Raw genomic sequence first — 19,200 nt, 5'->3', positions numbered from 1 at the left:
CGTATGCCGTGCCTGCCCATCGTTGCGGAACAAGATGCGGCAGTCGGTGCGTTGGAGCACATAGATCAGGCTATCTGTTTATCTGTGCGCTTTCTGGCCTGCATTTCGTCGCCGTGTGCTCTAGCGCACCGACACCGGGCTGCGCCGACACCATGCTCAACCTGCGCTCACCTGGATCGAGTCCTCTGTTTCCCAAGCATCGGCACGTCGGGCCAGCGCCATCTCCCATCCAACGAGGAACTCACCATGACCACGAATACCCATTGCATTCACCGCAGCGCCCTGGCGGTACTTCTCGTCACCAGCCTAGCCTTTATCGGCTGCGCCTCCACCGTCCGCAGCGAGGGATCGGGTGAATACGTGGACGACACCGTGATCACTGCCAAGGTCAAGGCAGCCGTGTTCAACGATGCCAGCCTGAAGTCGGCCGAAATCAATGTGGAGACCTTCAAAGGCCGTGTCCAACTCAGCGGCTTCGTCAATTCTCAGGCGGACATCAACCGCGCTGTCACCTTGGCACGCCATGTCAATGGCGTGAAGTCGGTGACCAATGACATGAAGCTCAAATAAGGCACGCCGTGCCAGCCATTGCACCCACAACCGCACCATCACCCCAAAGAATCGCCATGAAGCGAATCACACTGAACGTGAATACGGCATCTATCATTCAGGGCCTCGCAGCCTCATGCCTGCTGCTGACCAGCGTGTTCGCGGCCGACATGGGCCAGCCGCAGTACAAAGCCGCGGGGCAGACTATTGCGGCCGAGTACAAAAAAGACAAGCAGGCCTGCGCCAGACAGCCCAGCAATGCCCATGACATCTGCATGGCCAAGGCCAAGGGGCACGCGCAGGTGGCGATGGCCGAACTGAAGGAGAACTACCGCCCCTCCGACAAGCATGCCTACGACTTGAGTGTCGCTAAAGCCGATGCCACCTTCGCCATCGCCAAGGAAGAGTGCGACGACCAAGCTGCGAATGCCAAGGATCTGTGTCTCCAGAAGGCCAAGACCGCCCACGTTGACGCGCGGGCCGATGCCAAGATGGCTATGAAGACGGCCGCCGCCAACGCTCAGGCGCGCAGCGACGCTGCAATCGACAAGCGCGATGCCGCCTATGACCTAGCTAAGCAGAAGTGCGAGGCACTGGCCGGTGATGCCAAGAGCGCTTGCCTGCTCGAAGCTAAGCAGCGCTTCCAGCCCTGATCGAAACCTAGCACACTGGCCATCGCCAGCGCGCTGTTTGGTTGGCATGCATTCACGTTCAAGTTTCGAACGGAACCATCATGAGTCTCGGTCTCATTCTGTTGATCGAATGGTCGGTGCCGCACCGAACTTGCCACACAGCCGCAGTTGGGGCGATGTGCCCCGGGGGTGTGCTACGCACGTTCGTTCTGAACCTGCTTCTGAGGCGAATCTGCAGAAGTACAGCCAACGGGACCTTTGCGGTCGTACTGATTACCTTTGTGCGGACTTTGTTCGATAGCGCACAGACTACTGCCCGGCATGCCTGTAAAAAAGGCCATGGCCTGCGGATCTTCCGGTCCACGGACTGCACAAGGAGTCACCCATGTCCTGCTTTTCTTCTTTCGCACCCAGTTGGGACACATCTTCACGCGGTTACCCGGACAAAACCTCCCACGTCGAGCGGTCGATGCTCGACAGACACTTAGCCCAGTGCGGCGTCCTGCAAGGACCTCTTCGGTTCGCGTGGATAGGCATATCAAGACTTCACCGCCTGCTTGCGCAGCGTGCTCTCACGGGGACGCTGCTGATTGTGCTGTTGGCCGGCACTACATGGCTGGCGCTCTAGGACAGAAAGCGCGGAAAGCGAATGGAGCTGCGACGCCAATGGCCCTGGGTGCCACCACAGATCGACCATGTACTTGACGTCAGGGACGGGGCCACGCAGCGCCCCTTCAGAGCGGAGCTCTTTGGCTGCGCGGGCTTCGAACGGTACGGGCTCAGCCTCGGGTACTCGCACCAAGTAGGCAAGGCCCGCTTAGGGCAAGCAACGTTCTATCCGCGCCTTCAAAGCAATCTCCGGTCGCTGCGCGCATCGTTGCGATATATAGCTGAGCTCACACAGGATGGCCATGAGGCCGGACCGGGGACTGATTGGCTGCTCGACAACTTTCCGCTGATCGAGGACCAGTTGAGGCAGGTCACCGAAGGCCTGCCTCCACGCTACTACCACGCCCTTCCCATCCTGCAAGGCGCGCCCCTGGCCGGACTCCCTCGCATCTACCACGTGGCCTGGGCTTTCGTGGCGCATGTCGATAGTGCATTTGATGAAGACCTTTTGACCTGCTTTCTCAACGCCTACCAGGAAGGGGGAGAGTTCAGCCAAGGCGAACTTTGGGCGCTCCCCACGACGCTGCGAGTGGTGCTGGTGGAGAACCTGAGGCGCCTTGCCGACCGAATCGCCAGCCAGGGGGCCGCGCGGGAGCTGGCGGTTCTGTGTGCCCACCGCATCGAGCAATTGACTCTGAGGGACGTCCAGGAAATGCAGCGCCTGATGGAAATGCGCGGCGTGGAGCAGATATTCCTGTCCCACCTGGCACAGGTACTGGCGGGACACTGGGGAGCCCTTGGCGCAACCCCGGCTCCCGCCATGGAGCAGTGGCTCCTGGAAGCCATCCCCGACCTTGCTTCGCTGCAGATACAGCAGTACGCAGACCATGCCGCAGACCATCTGAGTGTGAGCAACGCCGTGGCTTCCTTGCGGCTGATCGGAGCCAGCGACTGGGTCGGCATCGTGGGACGGACCAGTCGGACCATGCGCGCCATGCAGGCGTCCCCGGTGTTCAGCGCTGAGGACGATGCCAGCCGCAATACCACGCTGCATGGGATCGAGCGCTTGTCAGCGCGCTGCAGCGGTATGAACGAATCCGCTGTGGCGCAGACTCTGGTCCGATGCATGTCCGGCGCCCAGGGCGCGGGTGCCCAGGCCGGATATTGGCTCCATGGCGCGGGACGCAGGCAACTTGAGCAGGCGCTGGGCGCGCGGCGGCGCATTGGGGATCTGTGGCATACCCTACCTCTCCCCCGCACATGCGCCTACCTGGGCGCCATCCTGTTTGGCACGCTGGTCCTCGTGGCCTGGCTGCTTCACCTGTCGGGCGGCATGCCGATGGTGGGACCTGGTCATGCAGTCCTTGGCATAGCGGGGCTGCTGATGCTGTTCCCGGCCTCCGAGGCGATGATTGCTCTGGTCAACCGCCTGATCTGCGAATCCGCCACACCGGCGCATCTTCCCCGGTTACTGCTGGCCGAAGGCATACCGCCGTCGGCACAAACGATGGTCGTGATCCCGGCACTTCTGAACCATCGCGCCACGGTGGAACAACTGGTACATCGTCTGCACCTGCATTACCTGGCCAACCCGGAGGTCTTCGCCCAATTCGCGTTGCTCAGCGACTGGGCCGACGCCCCTGCCCGGGACATGCCGGAGGATGCAAGCCTGCTGGCGCATGCGCAAGGACTGCTGCAGGGGCTGAATGAGCTGCATCCCCCGGCTCTGGGAGCCTCGCCCCGTTTTATGCTGCTGCACCGAGCCCGCACCTACAGCGTCACTCAACGCCAATGGATCGGGTGGGAGCGCAAGCGCGGCAAACTCGAACAGCTGGTCCGCGCCTTGGCCACCGACACATGCGGCCCGTTCCTGGACATGGCGGAGCTCTCGCAGGCGGCGCCAGGAACGCGCTACGTCCTGACGCTAGACAGCGATACCGAGCTGCCCCCCGGCCAATTGCGCGCCCTGGTGGGGGTTGCGGAGCATCCGGACAACCAGCCTCGGCTGGACAGCGCTGGCCGCACGGTGACTCAGGGCTACGGCATCTTACAGCCGCGCGTGGTATCCCCCCTGCCCCATGCCGATGCCGCATCGCCATGGCAGTGGCTGTTCGCGGGGCAGCAGGGTATCGACCCATACAGCGCCGCGACGTCGGATGTGTACCAGGACTTCTTTGGCGAAGGCAGCTTCATCGGCAAAGGGCTGCTGCACGTAGCCACCCTGCACACGGTCCTGGGTCAGCGTCTGCCGCAGGACCGCATCCTCAGCCATGACCTACTGGAGGGCGCCATGGTTCGCTGCGCGGTGGTCTCCGACGTGGCTGTGATCGAAGCCGCCCCCCCGCACAGCGACACCGCCGCAGCACGCCAGCACCGCTGGAGCCGGGGGGACTGGCAGCTGCTGCCAATGCTCTGGAAGCACCAACGCTGGGGTCTGTCGCCCATCAACCGCTGGAAGCTGCTCGACAACCTGCGCCGCACCTGCGTGGCGCCCGCATCGCTGGTCTTGATCGTCGCCGCCATGGCCGGGCATGGCCTGGCCCTGCCGGTGGCGCTGGCATTGGCGGCGATCGCCTATGCCACAGGGCCTGTGGTCGGCAGCCTCGCAAGCTTGCTGCCCCACCGCGCCCACGTTGCGGTCGAGCGCTTTGCCATCGCTGGTGTCCAGGATCTGTTGCGAGCCGTCCTGGGTGGCGTCTGGCATCTCGCGTTGCTGCTGTCCCAAGCCCTGCTGCAGGCCGATGCCATCACGCGCACGGCTTACCGCCTGCGGTGGAGCCGACGGCACCTACTGGAGTGGACGACCGCCGAGTCAGCCCATGCCTCGATCCGGGCAGGTCTGCTTTCCGCAATGGTCCGGCACCGGGCCACTTCATTGACCGCCCTGGCGCTGCTGGCAGGGCTGTGGTGGCTGCAGGCGCCGATGGCGCCGCTAGCCCTGACACTGCTTGCGGCCTGGGCCGGTACGCCCGTTCTGGTCTGGCTCTTCAATACGCCCTGGAGATGCACGGGCCGCCGCGCCCCGACCCCAAAAGACCTTGAGCTTCTGGAAGGCATCGCGCGGGACACCTGGCGCATGTTCGAGCGCTGCGTAGGCCAGGGCGACAACCACCTCCCGCCTGACAACCTACAGACCGCGCCGTTCGAAGCCATCGCCCATCGCACCTCACCCACCAACATCGGTCTCTACCTGCTCAGTGCCGCATGCGCGCGACAGTTCGGCTGGATCGGAACGATGGATCTACTGGCACGCCTAGAGGCCACCCTGGCCACGCTGCAAGGCATGGAGCGTCACCAAGGACATTTCCTGAACTGGTACGACACCGAGACCTTGCAGCCCTTGCACCCTCGCTATGTCTCCACCGTGGACAGCGGTAACCTGAGCGCCCACCTGCTCGCTGTGTCCCGGGCCTGCGTCGAGCTGGCACGCGATCCGCTGGAGCCACATGCGGCAGCGCCTGACGCTGTAGCCAGCGCCGCCGGTGAAGGACCGGCTGTCACGCGGCAGTTGCTGGATCTGGCACACAGGCTGGAGCAATTGGCCTGGGATGCGGACTACCGCTTTCTATACGACGCCAGGCGCCATCTGCTGCATATCGGCTACCGGGTGGAAGAGCAGGCGCTCGACGCCTCTTTCTACGACCTGCTGGCGTCGGAAGCGCGCACCACCAGTCTGCTCGCTATCACCAAGGGCGACGTGCCCGTGCGGCACTGGAAGGCGCTGGGACGCCCCTTCTTCGCCAGCGGCCGTCACGCGGTGCTGCAGTCGTGGTCGGGCTCGATGTTTGAATACCTCATGCCCGCGCTGGTCATGGTCGAGCCCCATGGGAGCGCCTTGGATGACGCCAACCACTCGGCGCTGCGCGAGCAGATGGCCTTCGTTCAGGGACAAGGTATTCCCTGGGGTATCTCGGAAAGCGCCTACGGCGGGCGGGATCAGACCCTAGCGTACCAATATGCGCCCCAAGGCATTCCGCGCCTTGCACTGCGCCGCACGCCCACGGCCGAAAAGGTGATTGCCCCCTACGCCACGGCCTTGGCGTGCCAGATGGACGTGCATGCCGCCTGCCGGAACTTCCGCGCCCTGGAAGCCCTATCGGCGCGTGGACAGTATGGCTTTTTCGAGGCGCTGGATTTCACGCCGGGACGGCAGGCCGCAGGTGAAAGATACACGTTGGTCAGTACCTACATGGCGCACCACCAGGGCATGACCATCGTGGCCCTAGCCAATGTGTTGCGCCAGGGAACCGCGCAACGCTGGCTGATGAGCCACCCCCGCATCGAGGCAGTTTCGTCGCTGTTGCAGGAACGTGCGCCGCGCGAACTCCCTAAGCTGCACACCCCGCCGTCCCTGGGCTTGCCGCTGCATCCACCGAACAAGCGCCCCGGGCACTTTATCCGCACTGTGATCCCGGGAGCGCAGGCGCTGGAGCCTACCCACCTGCTGTCCAACGGACGCTACAGCGTCACCCTACGGCCGAACGGCGCTGGCTGGAGTCGCTGGGGCCCTTCCGACATCACCCGCTGGCGCGACGATGTGCTGCGTGACGCTTACGGCAGCTTCGTGTACCTGCGTCTAGGGCGCCATTCCACGCCTGTCTCCGTGACGCGCAATCCGGCCCCCGACCCCGAGGCAATTTACAGCAGCACCTTCCAACAGGACCGCGTGTGTTTCGATGCGCGCTGGCCCGAATTGCACGCACGCACAACGGTCTGGGTCAGTCCCGAAGACGACATCGAGTTCCGCAAGGTGGTGCTGAACAACCTGGGCGGCCAGACCGTCGAGCTAGAGCTGCTGTCGGCCTTCGAAGTGACCCTGGTCAGCGCCGCTACGGACGAGGCCCACCCTGCCTTTTCCAACATGTTCGTGAAGGCTGACTGGCTCCCCGAACAGCAGGCTCTGTGCTTCGAGAGGGTTCCCCGCACGCCAGGCGAAAACACCTTGCGGGCCGCGCATTTCGTGGCCCAAGCGAGCGGCGAGATCCTGGGTCTCAACTACCAGACCGACCGGGCCCGGTGGCGGGGGCGTAACCATGCGGAAAGCCAGCCGCTCGCCAGCCTCGAGCCCGCGCCGGAGCATGCGTCAGCGTTGGTGACCCAACTGGACCCTGTCTCGATTTTGGGCGTACGGCTACAGATAGCGCCGGGTGAACAGGTGAGCGTGACCTTTGCCATGGCCGCCTGCGACTCCAAAGCCAGGCTTATGGCCGTAGTGGACAAGTACCGCCGACCCAGCTATGTGGAGCGCGCCTCGTTGATGTCCGCAACCTTGACAGAGGGACAAACGGCGCCGCACCGGCCACGGCCCGACTATTTGCCCATCCTGCAACTGCTGACCACCGCCCTGGTCCTCACCCTGCCTAGGGCGCAGACGCAGCGCGGGATAAACCGGCATGATGAGCCATCGGCAAGTAACCGGCGCGTGCTGTGGCCGATGGGCATTTCCGGCGACCGGCCCTTGATCCTGGTGAATGCTGGCGCTCCGCAGGGTCTGGGCCTGCTGCGCCTCCTGGTGCAGGCACTGTGCGAGTGGTCCCGTGGCGGCGTCGTGTGCGACCTCGTCGTGCTCAGCGACGAGGTCCATTCCTACCACATGCCCGTGCAGCACGAACTGAAGCTACTATGCGACCAGCACGAGGCGGACCGCAAGGCTCGTTCAGGCCCCGCGGTTACCAGCCTGAATGTCTTTCGACAGGATGAGATTACCAGCGAACAAACAGCCACCCTGCGGCGCCTGGCACGTGTACGGCTGTATGCCGATGGAAGCACTCTGGCGCACCAGGTCAAGGCCTGGAACGAGCGCTACGCGGCCCAGTCGAGGCCCTTGCGGATCGAGGTGCTGACGCACCAAGTCCACGTTCAGCGCAGCCCGGGCACGGCGCCTCCGGCCCCCACTGGCACGTTCGCCCCCGACACGGGCGACTTCCGGTTCGACGTGGGACCCGCCCTGCGCCCTGCCCGGCCCTGGACAAACATCCTGGCCAACCCCGGCTTCGGCGCGCAGATCACAGAGAGCGGCGGCGGCAATACCTGGGCCGTCAACAGTCGGCTGAACCAGCTCACAGCATGGCACAACGACCCCGTGGCCGACACGCCCACCGAGTGGTTCCTGCTGCAGGACAGGCGCACGCAAGATGTCTGGAGCATCGCGCCCTGCGCCTGGGGCGATGCCGTAGCGACCTACCACGTCGTGCATGGCCAGGGCTTTACCGAAATCAGCCACCGGCGCGGCGACCTAGAGGTTTCGGTGCGCTGGTGCGTGGACATCACAACCGCGGTGAAGCAGGTGCGCATCCGGGTCACCAACCAGGGCGCACGCAAAGCGCACCTGCGCATCGTCGGCATGGTCGAGTGGTTGATGGGGGAGAAACGAGCGGATCGCGCGACTGTGGAAACCGCGCCATGCTTTGCCACCCCGCCAGACCAGGGGCTGTGGGGCCTGCTGTGCACCCAGACGGAGGCCGGGGCCGGCTTTGGTGGCGGCACGGCATTCTTCTGCGAAGGCAACCGCCTGGCAGGCGACAGAAGCCACGAGGGCCTGGACTGGACCTGCGACCGCAGCGCCTTCTTTGGCACCCAGGGTCAATTGCAGTTGCCCTCCCAGCTGGGGCAGCGCAGCGGATACGGGCTCGATCCCTGCGCGGCGCTATCGCGCCTTGCCACGCTGCGCCCCGGCGCCACCCTGGAGCAGGTCTACCTGACTGGCTATGCTGCTAGCCCCCAGGCGGCGCGGGAGCTGCTCACACAAGCTTCCCCCCTGCCCCCCTCCGAGCGTGAGCAGGCGGTCCGCCAGCACTGGAGCACGTTGCTGGGAACCACCCAGGTGCGCACGCCCGATCCGCTGTTTGACGTAATGGTGAACCGCTGGCTGCTTTACCAGGCCCAGTCCTCGCGGCTGTGGGCCAAGGCGGGCTTTTACCAGGCCAGTGGAGCGACCGGCTATCGCGATCAGCTGCAGGACGCCATGGCATTCGCCTGGGCCGATCCGCCTCTGCTGCGCTCCCAGATCCTGCTGTGCGCTTCGCGCCAGTTCCACGCGGGCGATGTGCAGCACTGGTGGCATGCGCCCGGCGGCGCGGGCGTGCGCACCCGTTTTTCCGATGATCTGCTGTGGCTGCCCTTCGCCTGCGCGCATTACCTGAAAGCCACGGGCGATACTTCCCTGCTGCACGAGAGCGTGCCGTTCCTTGATGCCGCGCCCATCCCCGACGGCGCCGACGATGCCTACGAAACGCCCCAGGTCAGCGCAGTCTCGGCATCGTTATACGAACACGCCGCGCGCACCATCGATCGGAGCCTGTCCGTGGGTACGCACGGCCTGCCGCTGATGGGTGCGGGCGACTGGAACGACGGCATGAACCGAGTGGGCTCCGCCGGCCGGGGAGAATCGGTGTGGCTAGCCTGGTTCTTATGCACCATCGCCGCCGACTGGATTCCTCTTGCGCGCGACTTTGGCGACAGCGACCGCGCCGCGCGGTGGGAGGTCGCCCTTCAAGGCTGGCACGAGGCTCTGCAAGGCCCGGCATGGGACGGGCAATGGTTCAAGCGTGCCTTTTTCGACGACGGCAGCCCGCTGGGTTCCGCCGGCCAACCTGAAGCGCGCATCGACCTGATCGCGCAGGCCTGGGCCGTGCTCTCCACGACGGAGCCATCTGCCCGCCAGGGCCTCGCCATGGAGGCGGTCGAAACGCATCTAGTGCTGCCAGGCGCGGGGCTGATCCAGTTGCTGGCCCCGCCCCTGGTCCATGCCATTCCTAGCGCCGGCTACATCGAGGCCTACCCGCCAGGCGTGCGCGAAAACGGCGGGCAGTACACCCATGCCGGGGTCTGGGCCCTGATGGCGGCGGCGGCCCTGGCAGTTCGTCAGCCTGGCGCCGGCGCGACCACCAGCACGCCATACCGGTACTTTACCTACCTGAGTCCGGCCCACCGGGCCATCCATCCGGAATGGGGCCAGCACTATGGGATCGAGCCCTATGTGATGGCCGGGGACGTCTACAGCCAGCCGCCCTACGTGGGTCGCGGCGGCTGGAGCTGGTACACCGGCTCGGCGGGCTGGATGCACCGCGCCGCCGTGGAGTCCATCCTGGGGCTGCACTTGCAGGCTGATGGGCTGTTCTTCACGCCCTGTCTGCCCGCCCATTGGCCTGAAGCCGAACTGACGCTGGCACGCGATGGCCGCTCCATGCGCTTCATCCTGGTTCACGGCAGCCCGGCGGCGGCACTGGAAAGAGAGGCTACAGCGGGAGCCCGAGTGCTGCGGGTCACAGAACGCCTGTGCTGGAAGGACCTTCCGGCTAACAGCTGCTTCGTCATTCCCCTTGCGCTGGTCCCTCCTTAGAGCGAGCCGTGACTCCATGAGATCCATGGGCAGACATATTCAACAAGAAGCGCCTTTCGTGTACCCAAAAATACTTTCACATAGTTTTACCTAGGAAATTTGGTATGCCAATCAATGGCAGTTCTGCTTATTGATATCCCCGGACGCAGCAATGCAAGGCAAGCGGCGTTGCAATGTTCGCAATCGCACGGACACTCGGTTGGCGCGGGCCTACGCTGCAGGTGATCCCAGCCATCGCCCCAAAGGAAAAAATCTACCATGACGTCCTCGAACAACGAATCCGATCCCCAAGCGCTTGCGCAAAAGAAAAACGACTTCGCCGCCGAGTGCGCATCCGCCCCCGACAAACAGGCGTTGCCCTCTCTAAATCGGGCCGTGGCGGCCACACCGCCTAGGGCGCAACCCCTTCGGGAAACCCTGACACTGAAGCGCTCTTCACGGGCACGTTACCCATGAACAAGCGTTCCACAAGATGATCACCCGGCGGTCGCCATGCGCCGTATCCTGGCCCAGAATGCTCAGCGACGCCGGGTACAGCACGAAATGCAGCCCTTCGGCCACCGGCAGCCCCCCACCGGTTCGCGGTGCGGCCGCGAGCTCCCCATGCGAAAAAAGCGCGACGGGTCCTGAAGTTGGCACAGCCGAAGTATGAGCCGGTCGGCGCGGGCGGACACCTGCGCGGGCATCTCGCCATGGGAGCAGCCATCGAGCCACAGGTTCTAGCTGAGGTTACTGCTACGAATGTCCTTGGAGCGCAGGCCCTCACAAGCGCCGTAGTTCCATTCGGCCAGATCCGGCTCCATCTCGCTTGCCGCTGCACAGCCTGCTAGTTCGCAGGTATGGCACGCCTGCAGGCGAAAGCCGACGAGGACGCGCGTGAGCGCGGTTAGCGCCAACAGAGGCGCCAATGTCCCCACCTGCACTTCGCCGTCCGCGGTCAGGTGGCAGTACGGTGCTGCCGGTTCCGTCGAGGCGGCCTGGCGTGCGGCGGATCCCGTGCTCGCCGTGCATCGGGGTGCCCTGGCCTATCAGCAAGGCTGTTGGAGTCCCCCGGGGCGGCGAAGCGCTGATCACCGCGCATAGCGGCTGGCACAACCATGTAGGTTGACGACAAGGAACCATCATGAACGCGACACGGTCACTCCACGATCTCGGCCAGAACCCCTGGTTCGACAACATCACGCGCCCCCTGCTGGACAGCGGCACACTGGCGCGCTACATGCGCGACTTCGCGGTAAACGGATCGATGCCGAACCCGAAAATTTTCGAGCAGGCCATCCGCCATTCCGAGCCCTTTGAAGAAGCTCTCCGACGCGTGGCGCATGCGGGCCAGTCGGGCGAGGTCCTGCTTTTTGCGCTCGTGCTCAAAGACCTGCGTCGCGCAGTTGACCTGTTCCGACCGGCTCTGGCGAGCGCCCAAGACACGGCAACCCCGGCCGACTGCAGCCAGGCCGGGGGCCGCGCATGCGCTCGCCGAGCGCCTGCAGCTCGAAGGCGCGGACGCGTTCATCGCCTCCTCGCGCCTTGCTCAATCACATCGCGGCCAAGACATCCGCCCTCGCACAGGTAGGTGTGCGATGAACCGCACCTTCCTCCGTGTGGGCGCCACGCCACCGCCGCTGACCGGCCGCGCGGCCTGGAAGGCGCTGGCCGAGCACCACCGCGTCATCGGCGGCCTGCACCTACGCCAGCTCTTTGCCGACGACGCACGGCGCGGTGAGCGCCTGAACGCCGAGGCGGCCGGCTGGTACCTCGACTACTCGAAGAACCGCATCAACGACGAGACCTTGCGCCTGCTTCTGGCCCTGGCCGAAAGCAGCGGCCTTCGCGAACGCATCGATGGCATGTTCCGAGGAGACCTGGTCAACACCACCGAGCAGCGCGCATCGCTGCACACCGCGCTGCGCGCCCCACAGGGAATGCTCCTGCGGGTCGCGGGCATCGACGTGATCGCCGAAGTGCAGGCTGTGCTCGCTCGCATGGCCGCGTTCGCCGACGCACTGCGGGGCGGTCAGTGGATCGGCCACACTGGCAAGCGCATCCGCAACATCGTGAACATCGGCATCGGCGGCTCAGATCTGGGTCCCGCGATGGCGTATGAGGCTCTGCGCCACTATAGTCAGCGCGACCTGCGCTGCCGCTTCGTCTCCAACATCGACGCCACCGCACTCGTCGAGGCGACACTCGACCTCGACGCCGCCGAGACGCTGTTCATCGTCTGCTCCAAGACCTTCTCTACGCTAGAGACACTGACCAACGCCCACGCAGCGCGAGCCTGGTGCGTGGCGCAGATCGGCGACGAACGCGCGGTGGCCCGCCATTTTGTCGCGGTATCGACCAACGCCGAGGAGGTGGCGCGGTTCGGCATTGTCCCGGCCCAGATGTTCTGCTTCTGGGACTGGGTAGGCGGGCGCTACTCGATGGAATCGGCCATCGGCCTGTCGTTGATGATCGCCATCGGCCCGGAACAGTTTCGCGCGATGCTCGCGGGCTTTCATGCAATGGACACGCATTTCCGCAACGCGCCGTTCGGCAAGAACTTGCCGGTGCTGCTGGGCTTGCTGGCGGTGTGGTACACCGACTTCTTCAATGCGCAGACGCATGCCTTTCTTCCCTACGACCAGTACCTGAAGCGCTTTCCGGCTTATCTGCAGCAGCTGGCGATGGAGAGCAATGGGAAACAGGTCACGCTGGCCGGTACGCGGGTGAACTACGCCACCTCACCCATAGTCTGGGGCGAGGCGGGAACCAACGGGCAGCATTCGTTCTACCAGTTGCTACACCAGGGAACGGCCCTCGTGCCGTGCGACTTCATAGGCTTCTGCCAGGGCCTGAATCCCTTGAGCCTCGACGCCAGCCAATCGGATGGCCTTCACAACCTACTGATGGCCAATTTTTTTGCGCAGTCCGAAGCCCTGGCCTTCGGCAAGACGGCCGCGCAAGTACGTACGGATGGCACGGAGGCAAAGCTCGTACCACACCGAGTGTTCGAAGGCAACCGCCCCAGTAACACGCTGCTGGCACAGCGGCTCACCCCCGGCGCGCTAGGCGCGCTGGTGGCGCTTTATGAACATAGCGTGTTCACGCAGGGCGTGATCTGGAACATCGACTCCTTCGACCAATGGGGCGTTGAGCTTGGCAAGGAGCTGGCCCACCAAACTGCCGCCGAACTGGCCAGCGCCCACTCACCCGAGCTGACGCACGACAGCTCTACCAATACGCTAATGCGCCGCTACCAACGGTTGCGCCAGGAATCCCCATGACATCCGGTCCACGATGACGCCATCGACCGCATGCTCACGCATGCTGAGGGCACTGCTGTGGCCCCTGGGCCTGCTACTGAAGATGCGCAAGGTCCAAACGCCCGAGTTGCGTGCGCTAGCATTGACGCCAGCGTGCCCCCTCCCTCGGCGGGGTTTGTTTTTTGGAATGAAAAGCCCTGATGTCTACTCCGCTGCCATCCAAGCACTGGTCTCGCCTGGAAATGCTGCACCAGACCGTGCGCAACCCAAACATCCACATCAAAGGCCAGCACAGCTATTACAGCGATGCCTGGGATGGCGGCTTCGAGCAGTCGGTGGTGCGCTATCTATATGGCGATGAATACAGCCTGCAGCACTGGCAGCCGCAGTGGGAGATAGACCCGCTCTATATCGGCGACTATGTGTGCATAGGTGCCGAGGCGGTGATTTTGATGGGAGGCAACCACACCCACAGGACCGACTGGTTCAGCCTCTACCCCTTCGCCAACAACATCAGCAAGGCCTACCAGGGCCAGGGCCCCACAACCCTAGGTGACGGCGCCTGGATTGGCATGCGCGCCATGATCATGCCTGGCGTCACCATTGGCGAAGGTGCCGTGGTTGCGGCCAACGCTGTGGTCACCCGCAATGTGGCCCCTTATAGCGTGGTGGGCGGCAATCCAGCCCAGTGCATCAAATACCGCTTTGACGACAACGTGATTGTGCGGCTACTGGCTCTCAAGATCTATGACTGGCCTGCCGAAAAACTCCAACGCCTCCAGCCCTTACTATGTGCCTGCGATATCGACGCGTTGGAGCTCGCCGCGGCCGAGGCTCTTTGACGAAAAATATCATGCCGACTTATCTTGCTCCACACGAATTTACATGAGTCGGTTGCAGGCACCAGGCGGATACTGGTCGACAGGTTGAATCCGCAATCAGAAGCGGTCAGCCAAGAAGATATGGCGGTCGACTGCTCGTGGACTACAGCAACAGTTCATGGACCTCGCTGACAGCTGACTTCTCCGGCTGAGCTCGTGTATCGGGGGGCCTGCTTCCTGGCACATCCGTACAATCACACTACCGGCCAGAAGCGGACGTGAAGATATGTCCTGGGCGTGTCCGCTTCTGCGGCGCTACACGGCACCTTGAACAATAGTTTCAAGGCGCCTTCATGAGCTCTGTTAGCAAATTCTTCAGAATCGATGACGCAGGCCTATGGTGATGCCTGCGCGGTTGCGTACCAGGTCACCTGCTGCGGTCTTTTCGATGTATGAACCAGGCCCCCCACTTACGCGGGTGTAGTCCACGCCCATATAGGCATCCGTGCGCTTACTAAAAGCATAGTCGGCAACGGCTACGATGAAGTTGGCTTTGTTGTTGAAAGCACCTGAAGACGATCCGCTTTGTTTGGCGTGGTAGTAGTGCATCCCAAAATTGAATTGAGGTGTGATCTGGTAGCCCACTCCCAGCTGGAGCAGCTGACGCTTGTCGGAATCACCAGGCAGGAAACCACCGTTGATTTCAGTGCCCCAGTAGGCATTGATCAAACGAGCATCTTCGACAGCTAGGGTGTTCTTGCGCTTGTTCATGGCATATCCGGTGCTGAAATACCAAGGGCCAGAACGGTAAGAACCACCCAGCGTGTATGCGGCGAACTCGGTACTGCCCGGCATCTTGGTATTCAAGTAGGCACCGCCGATGGCCAGGCCATTTGCTTCGTAGCGCAGATAGCCACCGGCTGTCCTCATGGCGAAACCACCCGTCAACTCAACACTGCTACCTTTTTTGGCAACGGTATTCCCTTCATCAAAGGAGTATTGCAGCCCCGCGCGCCAAGCACCCAGATCTGCTGTGTATTTCAGCATGTTGTTGGTGCGTGTACCCATGGCAAATCCGATCTCGGGCTTGTACACCTCCATAAAAGGTCCGTATGGGAATGACGCATAGGTCAAGGCCACGACATCGAGCAGTACATTGAACTGGCGGCCCATCGTGAGTTGGCCTAGATCTTTGCTGCGCATGCCTATCCATGCTTGCTGAAAGTAGTTCACGGCAGCAGTGTTCCCAGTATCGGCCAGAAAACGATCTTCTAGATTTGCGATTGCTGAGAGCCCATCACCCAAGTCTTCCTTGATGTTGATACCCCAGCGGCTCTGGGACATTCCGCCACCTACCATTTGGGTCTTTCCATGGTTGCTCGTTGATCGCACTGCCGCATCCACGATGCCATAGAGCTGCACGCTGCTTTGCGCCGCAGCCATGGATGCAGTTCCTCCCAGCAGCATCAACGTCATTGTTGTTTTCACGAATGAATGGGTCATTGTGTTGTCTCTCTTTTTACAGTCGTGGTAGAACGCCCCGGGATCCGCTAGGCCATGTAACCGGCCCTGCGGGACCTCAGGGGTAGCGGTCGTTCCTCCGCCACGGGGCCCCTGGGTGTTTCTGTCATGCGTTGAAAGACGGCCTCGGATGCTTCCGAGAACCAGACTGAAAAGGGCCGTTGAAAACCCTTGTGGAAATTGCTGTGTGCCGTGACGACTGCGATGAATCGCTATGCGGATGCGTCTTGGTCAGTAAAGCGCTCTGGCTCACTTGCCACCCCATCAGCAAACATTGCCTCAATGACGGCGTCATCCAGCCCGGCTTGGGAGAGAAGGGATCGCGTGTCTGCTCCTCGGCGTACTGGCGCACGTAGCTGAGGAGTCAAAAGTTCACTGGAGGTGAAGCCGATCCCCGGCACAGCTACTCGTTTCTTTGCCTTGGGGTGCTCCAAATCGACATGGGGCCAATCCTTGGCTGCTTCTGCCGCAGACTGCGCCGGACGCACGACGGCCGTTGCGGGAACGCCATGGTGAATCAGAAGTGTTTCCCAGTCAGCAGCAGTACGCCGACTTAACATCGTGCCCAGCAATTCGTGCGTATGCGGTACATCGCGTCGCTCCGCAGCTTCGCGCAGTTCCTGCACCAGCGTGCTTTCGATGACTGCTTCATGCAGTGCTGTCAGCAAGGCCTTTGATTGCTCAGCTGAGTTGCAGACAATGGCCAACTGGCCTTCGGCGGCCGCAAACGTGCCAGACAGCGGGTTACCGGAAAATGCCGTGGACGCACTGCGCGGCACCTCGACTCCGCTGATCAGTGGTGCCGCATAGGTCGGAGCGAGTAGCGTCAGAGCCGCGCCCATCATCGATACCTGCAACCATTCGCCTATGACACGGGACTGCGCTGCCTGGCGTTCGCGGCGATACAAGGCGCTCATCACGGCCAGGGCGGCTTGCTGTCCCACAGAGTAATCAATCAACGGGAAGCCCACACGCTGCGGCACTCCATCGCTGCCGGCATTGGCTGCCATCAAACCACTTGCCGCTTGAATGACATGGTCGTATGCGCGCCTGTTGGATGCAGGACCGAAGCCGGTGATGGAGCAGACAACCAGTCGAGGGTGGCGTTCAATCAGTTCCTGAGGGGCAAACCCCAGTGCAGCCAGCTTGCCCGGGCGAAAATTCTCGAGCAATACATCTGCTCCGCTGATCAGTGTCGCCAGTGCCTTCCTGGCACGGATGTCGCGGGCATCGAGGGCCAGTGAGCGTTTTCCAGCACCTTGCATAATAAAGGCCTCTCCGAGTCCCAGCGCAGCCAGTTCGGGATCCGCGCCTTTGATACGGATCATGTCATCTCCATCTGCTCGCTCTATGCGGATGACTTCGGCACCCAGCAGACCGAGCTGATAGCCGGCGAATGGACCGGCCAGTACATGCGTCCAGTCAATGACACGCAAACCTGCCAAGGGAGCTTGTATCTGTTCCATGGCATCACTCCGGCTTGACGCCACTGCTCTTGACATACGCCTCCCAGCGCTTGATTTCTTCCTTGACAAAGTGGCTGCTTTCCTCACGGTTGAGCTCTAGAGGCTGCGTACCGCTGCTCGCACGTAACTGCACCGACTCCGGTGAATGCGACGACTTGAGAACAGCCGCATGCAGCTTCTGAATGACGGGTGCTGGCGTGCCAGTTGGTGCAAACACCGCGGTCCATGCGGTGACCTCGAGACCCGCAACACCTTGCTCAACAAAGGTCGGGACTTCCGGCGTCGCCGGGTATCGCTTGGGTGCGGCCACGGCAATCGGGCTGATCTTCTTGGTGTCCAGAAAAGTCTTGGCAACCGAGGCGTCGGAAAACGCAAAGTCGATATGCCCTCCAGCAAGATCCGTCAGAGACTGAGGGTTGGACTTGTAAGGAATGGTCGTCGCATCAATGCCGGTCAGCTTGTAGAAAAGCTCACAGCTCACCTGGGTGACTGAATTTCCGCTGCCGCATCGAAGTTGGCCAGGATGCGCCTTGCCGTATGCCAGCAAATCTGCCAAGTTGCGCCACTTGGCGCTGGTCCCAATGTACAGGGAGATCGGGCTGGTGCCGACGCCTGCGACCACATCGAATGACTTGGGTTCGTAGCCCAGCTTGCTGGGGAAGAACGAGAAATTGACAGCATTGGTTGTTGCCGAACCAACCAGTAGCGTGTAGCCATCCGGCTTGGCTCGGGCGGCTGTCGCAGATCCAAGGGCCCCATTGGCTCCCGGCTTGTTTTCGACGATGACCGGCGCCTTCAGAATATCGCTCATATCCTTGGCCAGCACCCGTGCGCCGATATCGGTTCCACTGCCAGCGGCGAACGGGACGATCAAGGTGATTGGATGCGAGGGATATGACGATTGAGCCCATGTAACGCTTGCCCCAGATGCAAGCAAGGCCCCGAGCAGAATGGCGCTGCGATTCATGATATTGCCGTCTCCTGATTGTTTTCTTGGATGCAGGGACGATAGGTTGCAGCCCTCACTGCAGCAAGCTACATTTCATGGAGACCTTTTCCACTTTGGAAAACCATGAATCTTGATGACCTGCATTTGGCTTTGGTGATTGCAGAGGAGGGTGGGCTCACCGGTGCTTCCGGTCGCCTCGGAATTACGCCAGGCACCTTGAGCAAAGCCGTGACAAGGCTGGAGCGAACTACGAAGGTCAAGCTCTTTGAGCGAATGCCACGCGGAATGCGGCCGACTGAGTTCGGAAATGCATTTCTGAAACGGGCACAGCGCATTGATCTGGATGCGAGCGACCTTTATGCGGAACTGAGAGACCTGCGCCAGACCCGTACTGGGTTGCTGCGTTGTGGCATCGGGCATGGCGTTCCTCACCGGTGGGTTCAGGCTATGGCGGTCAGCTTGATAGAGCGCGGCGTCAATCTGGACCTGTCTGGGGGAATGACGGATTCGCTCACACGTGCCGTTGCGGCAGGAGAGTTGGAGTTCGCCCTGATAGGTTTGCGTCGGGCGCCGGAAGGCTCTTTCAGTTGGGAGACGCTGATCGATGATCCGATGATTCCTATGGCACCGGCAACTCATCCTCTTGCAAAGGCAAAGGGTGAAGTCTCTTGGGCGGGCATGGCTCAAGCGCACTGGATCGTCATGGCGCGTGGCACCTCAACGCGGACAGAGTTCGATACCAACTTCCAGGCACACGGTTTGGAGCCGCCAGAGCCTGTTCTGACCTCGCGCTCTTCACAGCGTGAAGTAATGCTCATGCACTCATTAAATGCACTGATGCTGGTACCTCATTCCGTTTTGAGAGAGGGGCAGCTCAGGGAGCAACTGGCCATCATCAAGCCGGAGGGGGGATGGAAGTCATCCCGCCGTTTGGGCATCATCAGGCGAAACGGCGGATATCTCAGCCCCGCGGCAACGAGAGCGATTGAGACCTTGAAGGACAGCTTGCAGGAGCGTTGACCTTGGGCCTCCAGATAGGGCCCCGTGACTTCTTGGCAAACCGCACACCA

At 62.4% G+C, this 19,200-nt stretch carries 11 protein-coding genes; 7 read left to right on the top strand and 4 right to left on the bottom strand.

Annotated elements, in window-relative coordinates; translation table 11 throughout:
* Nucleotides 1–246: 246 nt before the first annotated feature.
* From FSY59_RS23675 to FSY59_RS23665, 3 genes are all read left to right on the top strand, one after another.
* Nucleotides 247–570 carry a BON domain-containing protein gene (locus tag FSY59_RS23675; protein WP_148729801.1) on the top strand — a complete coding sequence of 108 codons (324 nt, stop codon included), beginning with the start codon at nucleotides 247–249 and terminating at the stop codon, nucleotides 568–570.
* Between the two features lie 56 nt (nucleotides 571–626).
* Nucleotides 627–1,202 (top strand): hypothetical protein, encoded by a 576-nt coding sequence (locus FSY59_RS23670; protein WP_003052240.1) that lies wholly within the window; start codon nucleotides 627–629, stop codon nucleotides 1,200–1,202.
* 1,276 nt (nucleotides 1,203–2,478) lie between these two features.
* Entirely contained in the window at nucleotides 2,479–10,131 is a 7,653-nt protein-coding gene (locus tag FSY59_RS23665; protein WP_370458243.1) for a GH36-type glycosyl hydrolase domain-containing protein, read from the top strand.
* A 719-nt stretch (nucleotides 10,132–10,850) separates the two neighbouring features.
* On the opposite strand, the gene FSY59_RS27945 is transcribed toward FSY59_RS23665, so the two are convergent.
* Nucleotides 10,851–11,048, bottom strand: coding sequence for a hypothetical protein (locus FSY59_RS27945; protein WP_370458244.1), 198 nt, complete (start codon nucleotides 11,046–11,048; stop codon nucleotides 10,851–10,853).
* A gap of 206 nt (nucleotides 11,049–11,254) precedes the next feature.
* On the opposite strand from FSY59_RS27945, the gene FSY59_RS23655 reads away from it, so the two are divergent.
* The 3 genes from FSY59_RS23655 (at nucleotide 11,255) to FSY59_RS23645 (ending at nucleotide 14,215) form a co-directional block, all read left to right on the top strand.
* The gene (locus FSY59_RS23655) at nucleotides 11,255–11,701 is read left to right on the top strand and encodes a transaldolase family protein (protein ID WP_255439703.1); all 447 of its coding nucleotides are present in this window, start codon (nucleotides 11,255–11,257) and stop codon (nucleotides 11,699–11,701) included.
* A gap of 7 nt (nucleotides 11,702–11,708) precedes the next feature.
* Entirely contained in the window at nucleotides 11,709–13,394 is a 1,686-nt protein-coding gene (gene pgi, locus FSY59_RS23650; RefSeq protein WP_148729799.1) for a glucose-6-phosphate isomerase, read from the top strand.
* A gap of 179 nt (nucleotides 13,395–13,573) precedes the next feature.
* Nucleotides 13,574–14,215: a CatB-related O-acetyltransferase gene (locus tag FSY59_RS23645; RefSeq protein ID WP_148729798.1), complete on the top strand. Its 642-nt coding sequence runs from the start codon at nucleotides 13,574–13,576 to the stop codon at nucleotides 14,213–14,215.
* Between the two features lie 354 nt (nucleotides 14,216–14,569).
* Here FSY59_RS23645 and FSY59_RS23640 read toward each other — a convergent pair whose 3' ends face one another.
* The 3 genes from FSY59_RS23640 to FSY59_RS23630 form a co-directional block, all read right to left on the bottom strand.
* Nucleotides 14,570–15,697 carry a porin gene (locus tag FSY59_RS23640; RefSeq protein ID WP_019043590.1) on the bottom strand — a complete coding sequence of 376 codons (1,128 nt, stop codon included), beginning with the start codon at nucleotides 15,695–15,697 and terminating at the stop codon, nucleotides 14,570–14,572.
* Between the two features lie 230 nt (nucleotides 15,698–15,927).
* Nucleotides 15,928–17,181: a CaiB/BaiF CoA-transferase family protein gene (locus FSY59_RS23635; RefSeq protein WP_003052225.1), complete on the bottom strand. Its 1,254-nt coding sequence runs from the start codon at nucleotides 17,179–17,181 to the stop codon at nucleotides 15,928–15,930.
* 4 nt (nucleotides 17,182–17,185) lie between these two features.
* Nucleotides 17,186–18,148 carry a tripartite tricarboxylate transporter substrate binding protein gene (locus FSY59_RS23630; RefSeq protein ID WP_003052223.1) on the bottom strand — a complete coding sequence of 321 codons (963 nt, stop codon included), beginning with the start codon at nucleotides 18,146–18,148 and terminating at the stop codon, nucleotides 17,186–17,188.
* 105 nt (nucleotides 18,149–18,253) lie between these two features.
* Between FSY59_RS23630 and FSY59_RS23625 the strand changes: the two genes are divergently transcribed.
* On the top strand, nucleotides 18,254–19,150 hold the full coding sequence (locus FSY59_RS23625; protein WP_148729797.1) for a LysR family transcriptional regulator: 897 nt from the start codon (nucleotides 18,254–18,256) through the stop codon (nucleotides 19,148–19,150).
* Nucleotides 19,151–19,200 lie beyond the last annotated feature (50 nt).

Origin of the sequence: Comamonas sp. Z3 (assembly GCF_008121565.1) — a bacterium.
Taxonomy (GTDB): domain Bacteria; phylum Pseudomonadota; class Gammaproteobacteria; order Burkholderiales; family Burkholderiaceae_C; genus Comamonas; species Comamonas brasiliensis.
This window is presented reverse-complemented; position numbering and strand designations above follow the sequence as displayed.

Bases quoted from the DNA above. Each gene is read 5' to 3' on its own strand.
- FSY59_RS23670 (WP_003052240.1), top strand. From the start codon at position 627: ATGAAGCGAATCACACTGAACGTGAATACGGCATCTATCATTCAGGGC.
- pgi (WP_148729799.1), top strand. From the start codon at position 11,709: ATGAACCGCACCTTCCTCCGTGTGGGCGCCACGCCACCGCCGCTGACC.
- FSY59_RS23630 (WP_003052223.1), bottom strand. From the start codon at position 18,148: ATGAATCGCAGCGCCATTCTGCTCGGGGCCTTGCTTGCATCTGGGGCA.
- FSY59_RS23675 (WP_148729801.1), top strand. From the start codon at position 247: ATGACCACGAATACCCATTGCATTCACCGCAGCGCCCTGGCGGTACTT.
- FSY59_RS23655 (WP_255439703.1), top strand. From the start codon at position 11,255: ATGAACGCGACACGGTCACTCCACGATCTCGGCCAGAACCCCTGGTTC.
- FSY59_RS23635 (WP_003052225.1), bottom strand. From the start codon at position 17,181: ATGGAACAGATACAAGCTCCCTTGGCAGGTTTGCGTGTCATTGACTGG.
- FSY59_RS23640 (WP_019043590.1), bottom strand. From the start codon at position 15,697: ATGACCCATTCATTCGTGAAAACAACAATGACGTTGATGCTGCTGGGA.
- FSY59_RS23645 (WP_148729798.1), top strand. From the start codon at position 13,574: ATGTCTACTCCGCTGCCATCCAAGCACTGGTCTCGCCTGGAAATGCTG.
- FSY59_RS23625 (WP_148729797.1), top strand. From the start codon at position 18,254: ATGAATCTTGATGACCTGCATTTGGCTTTGGTGATTGCAGAGGAGGGT.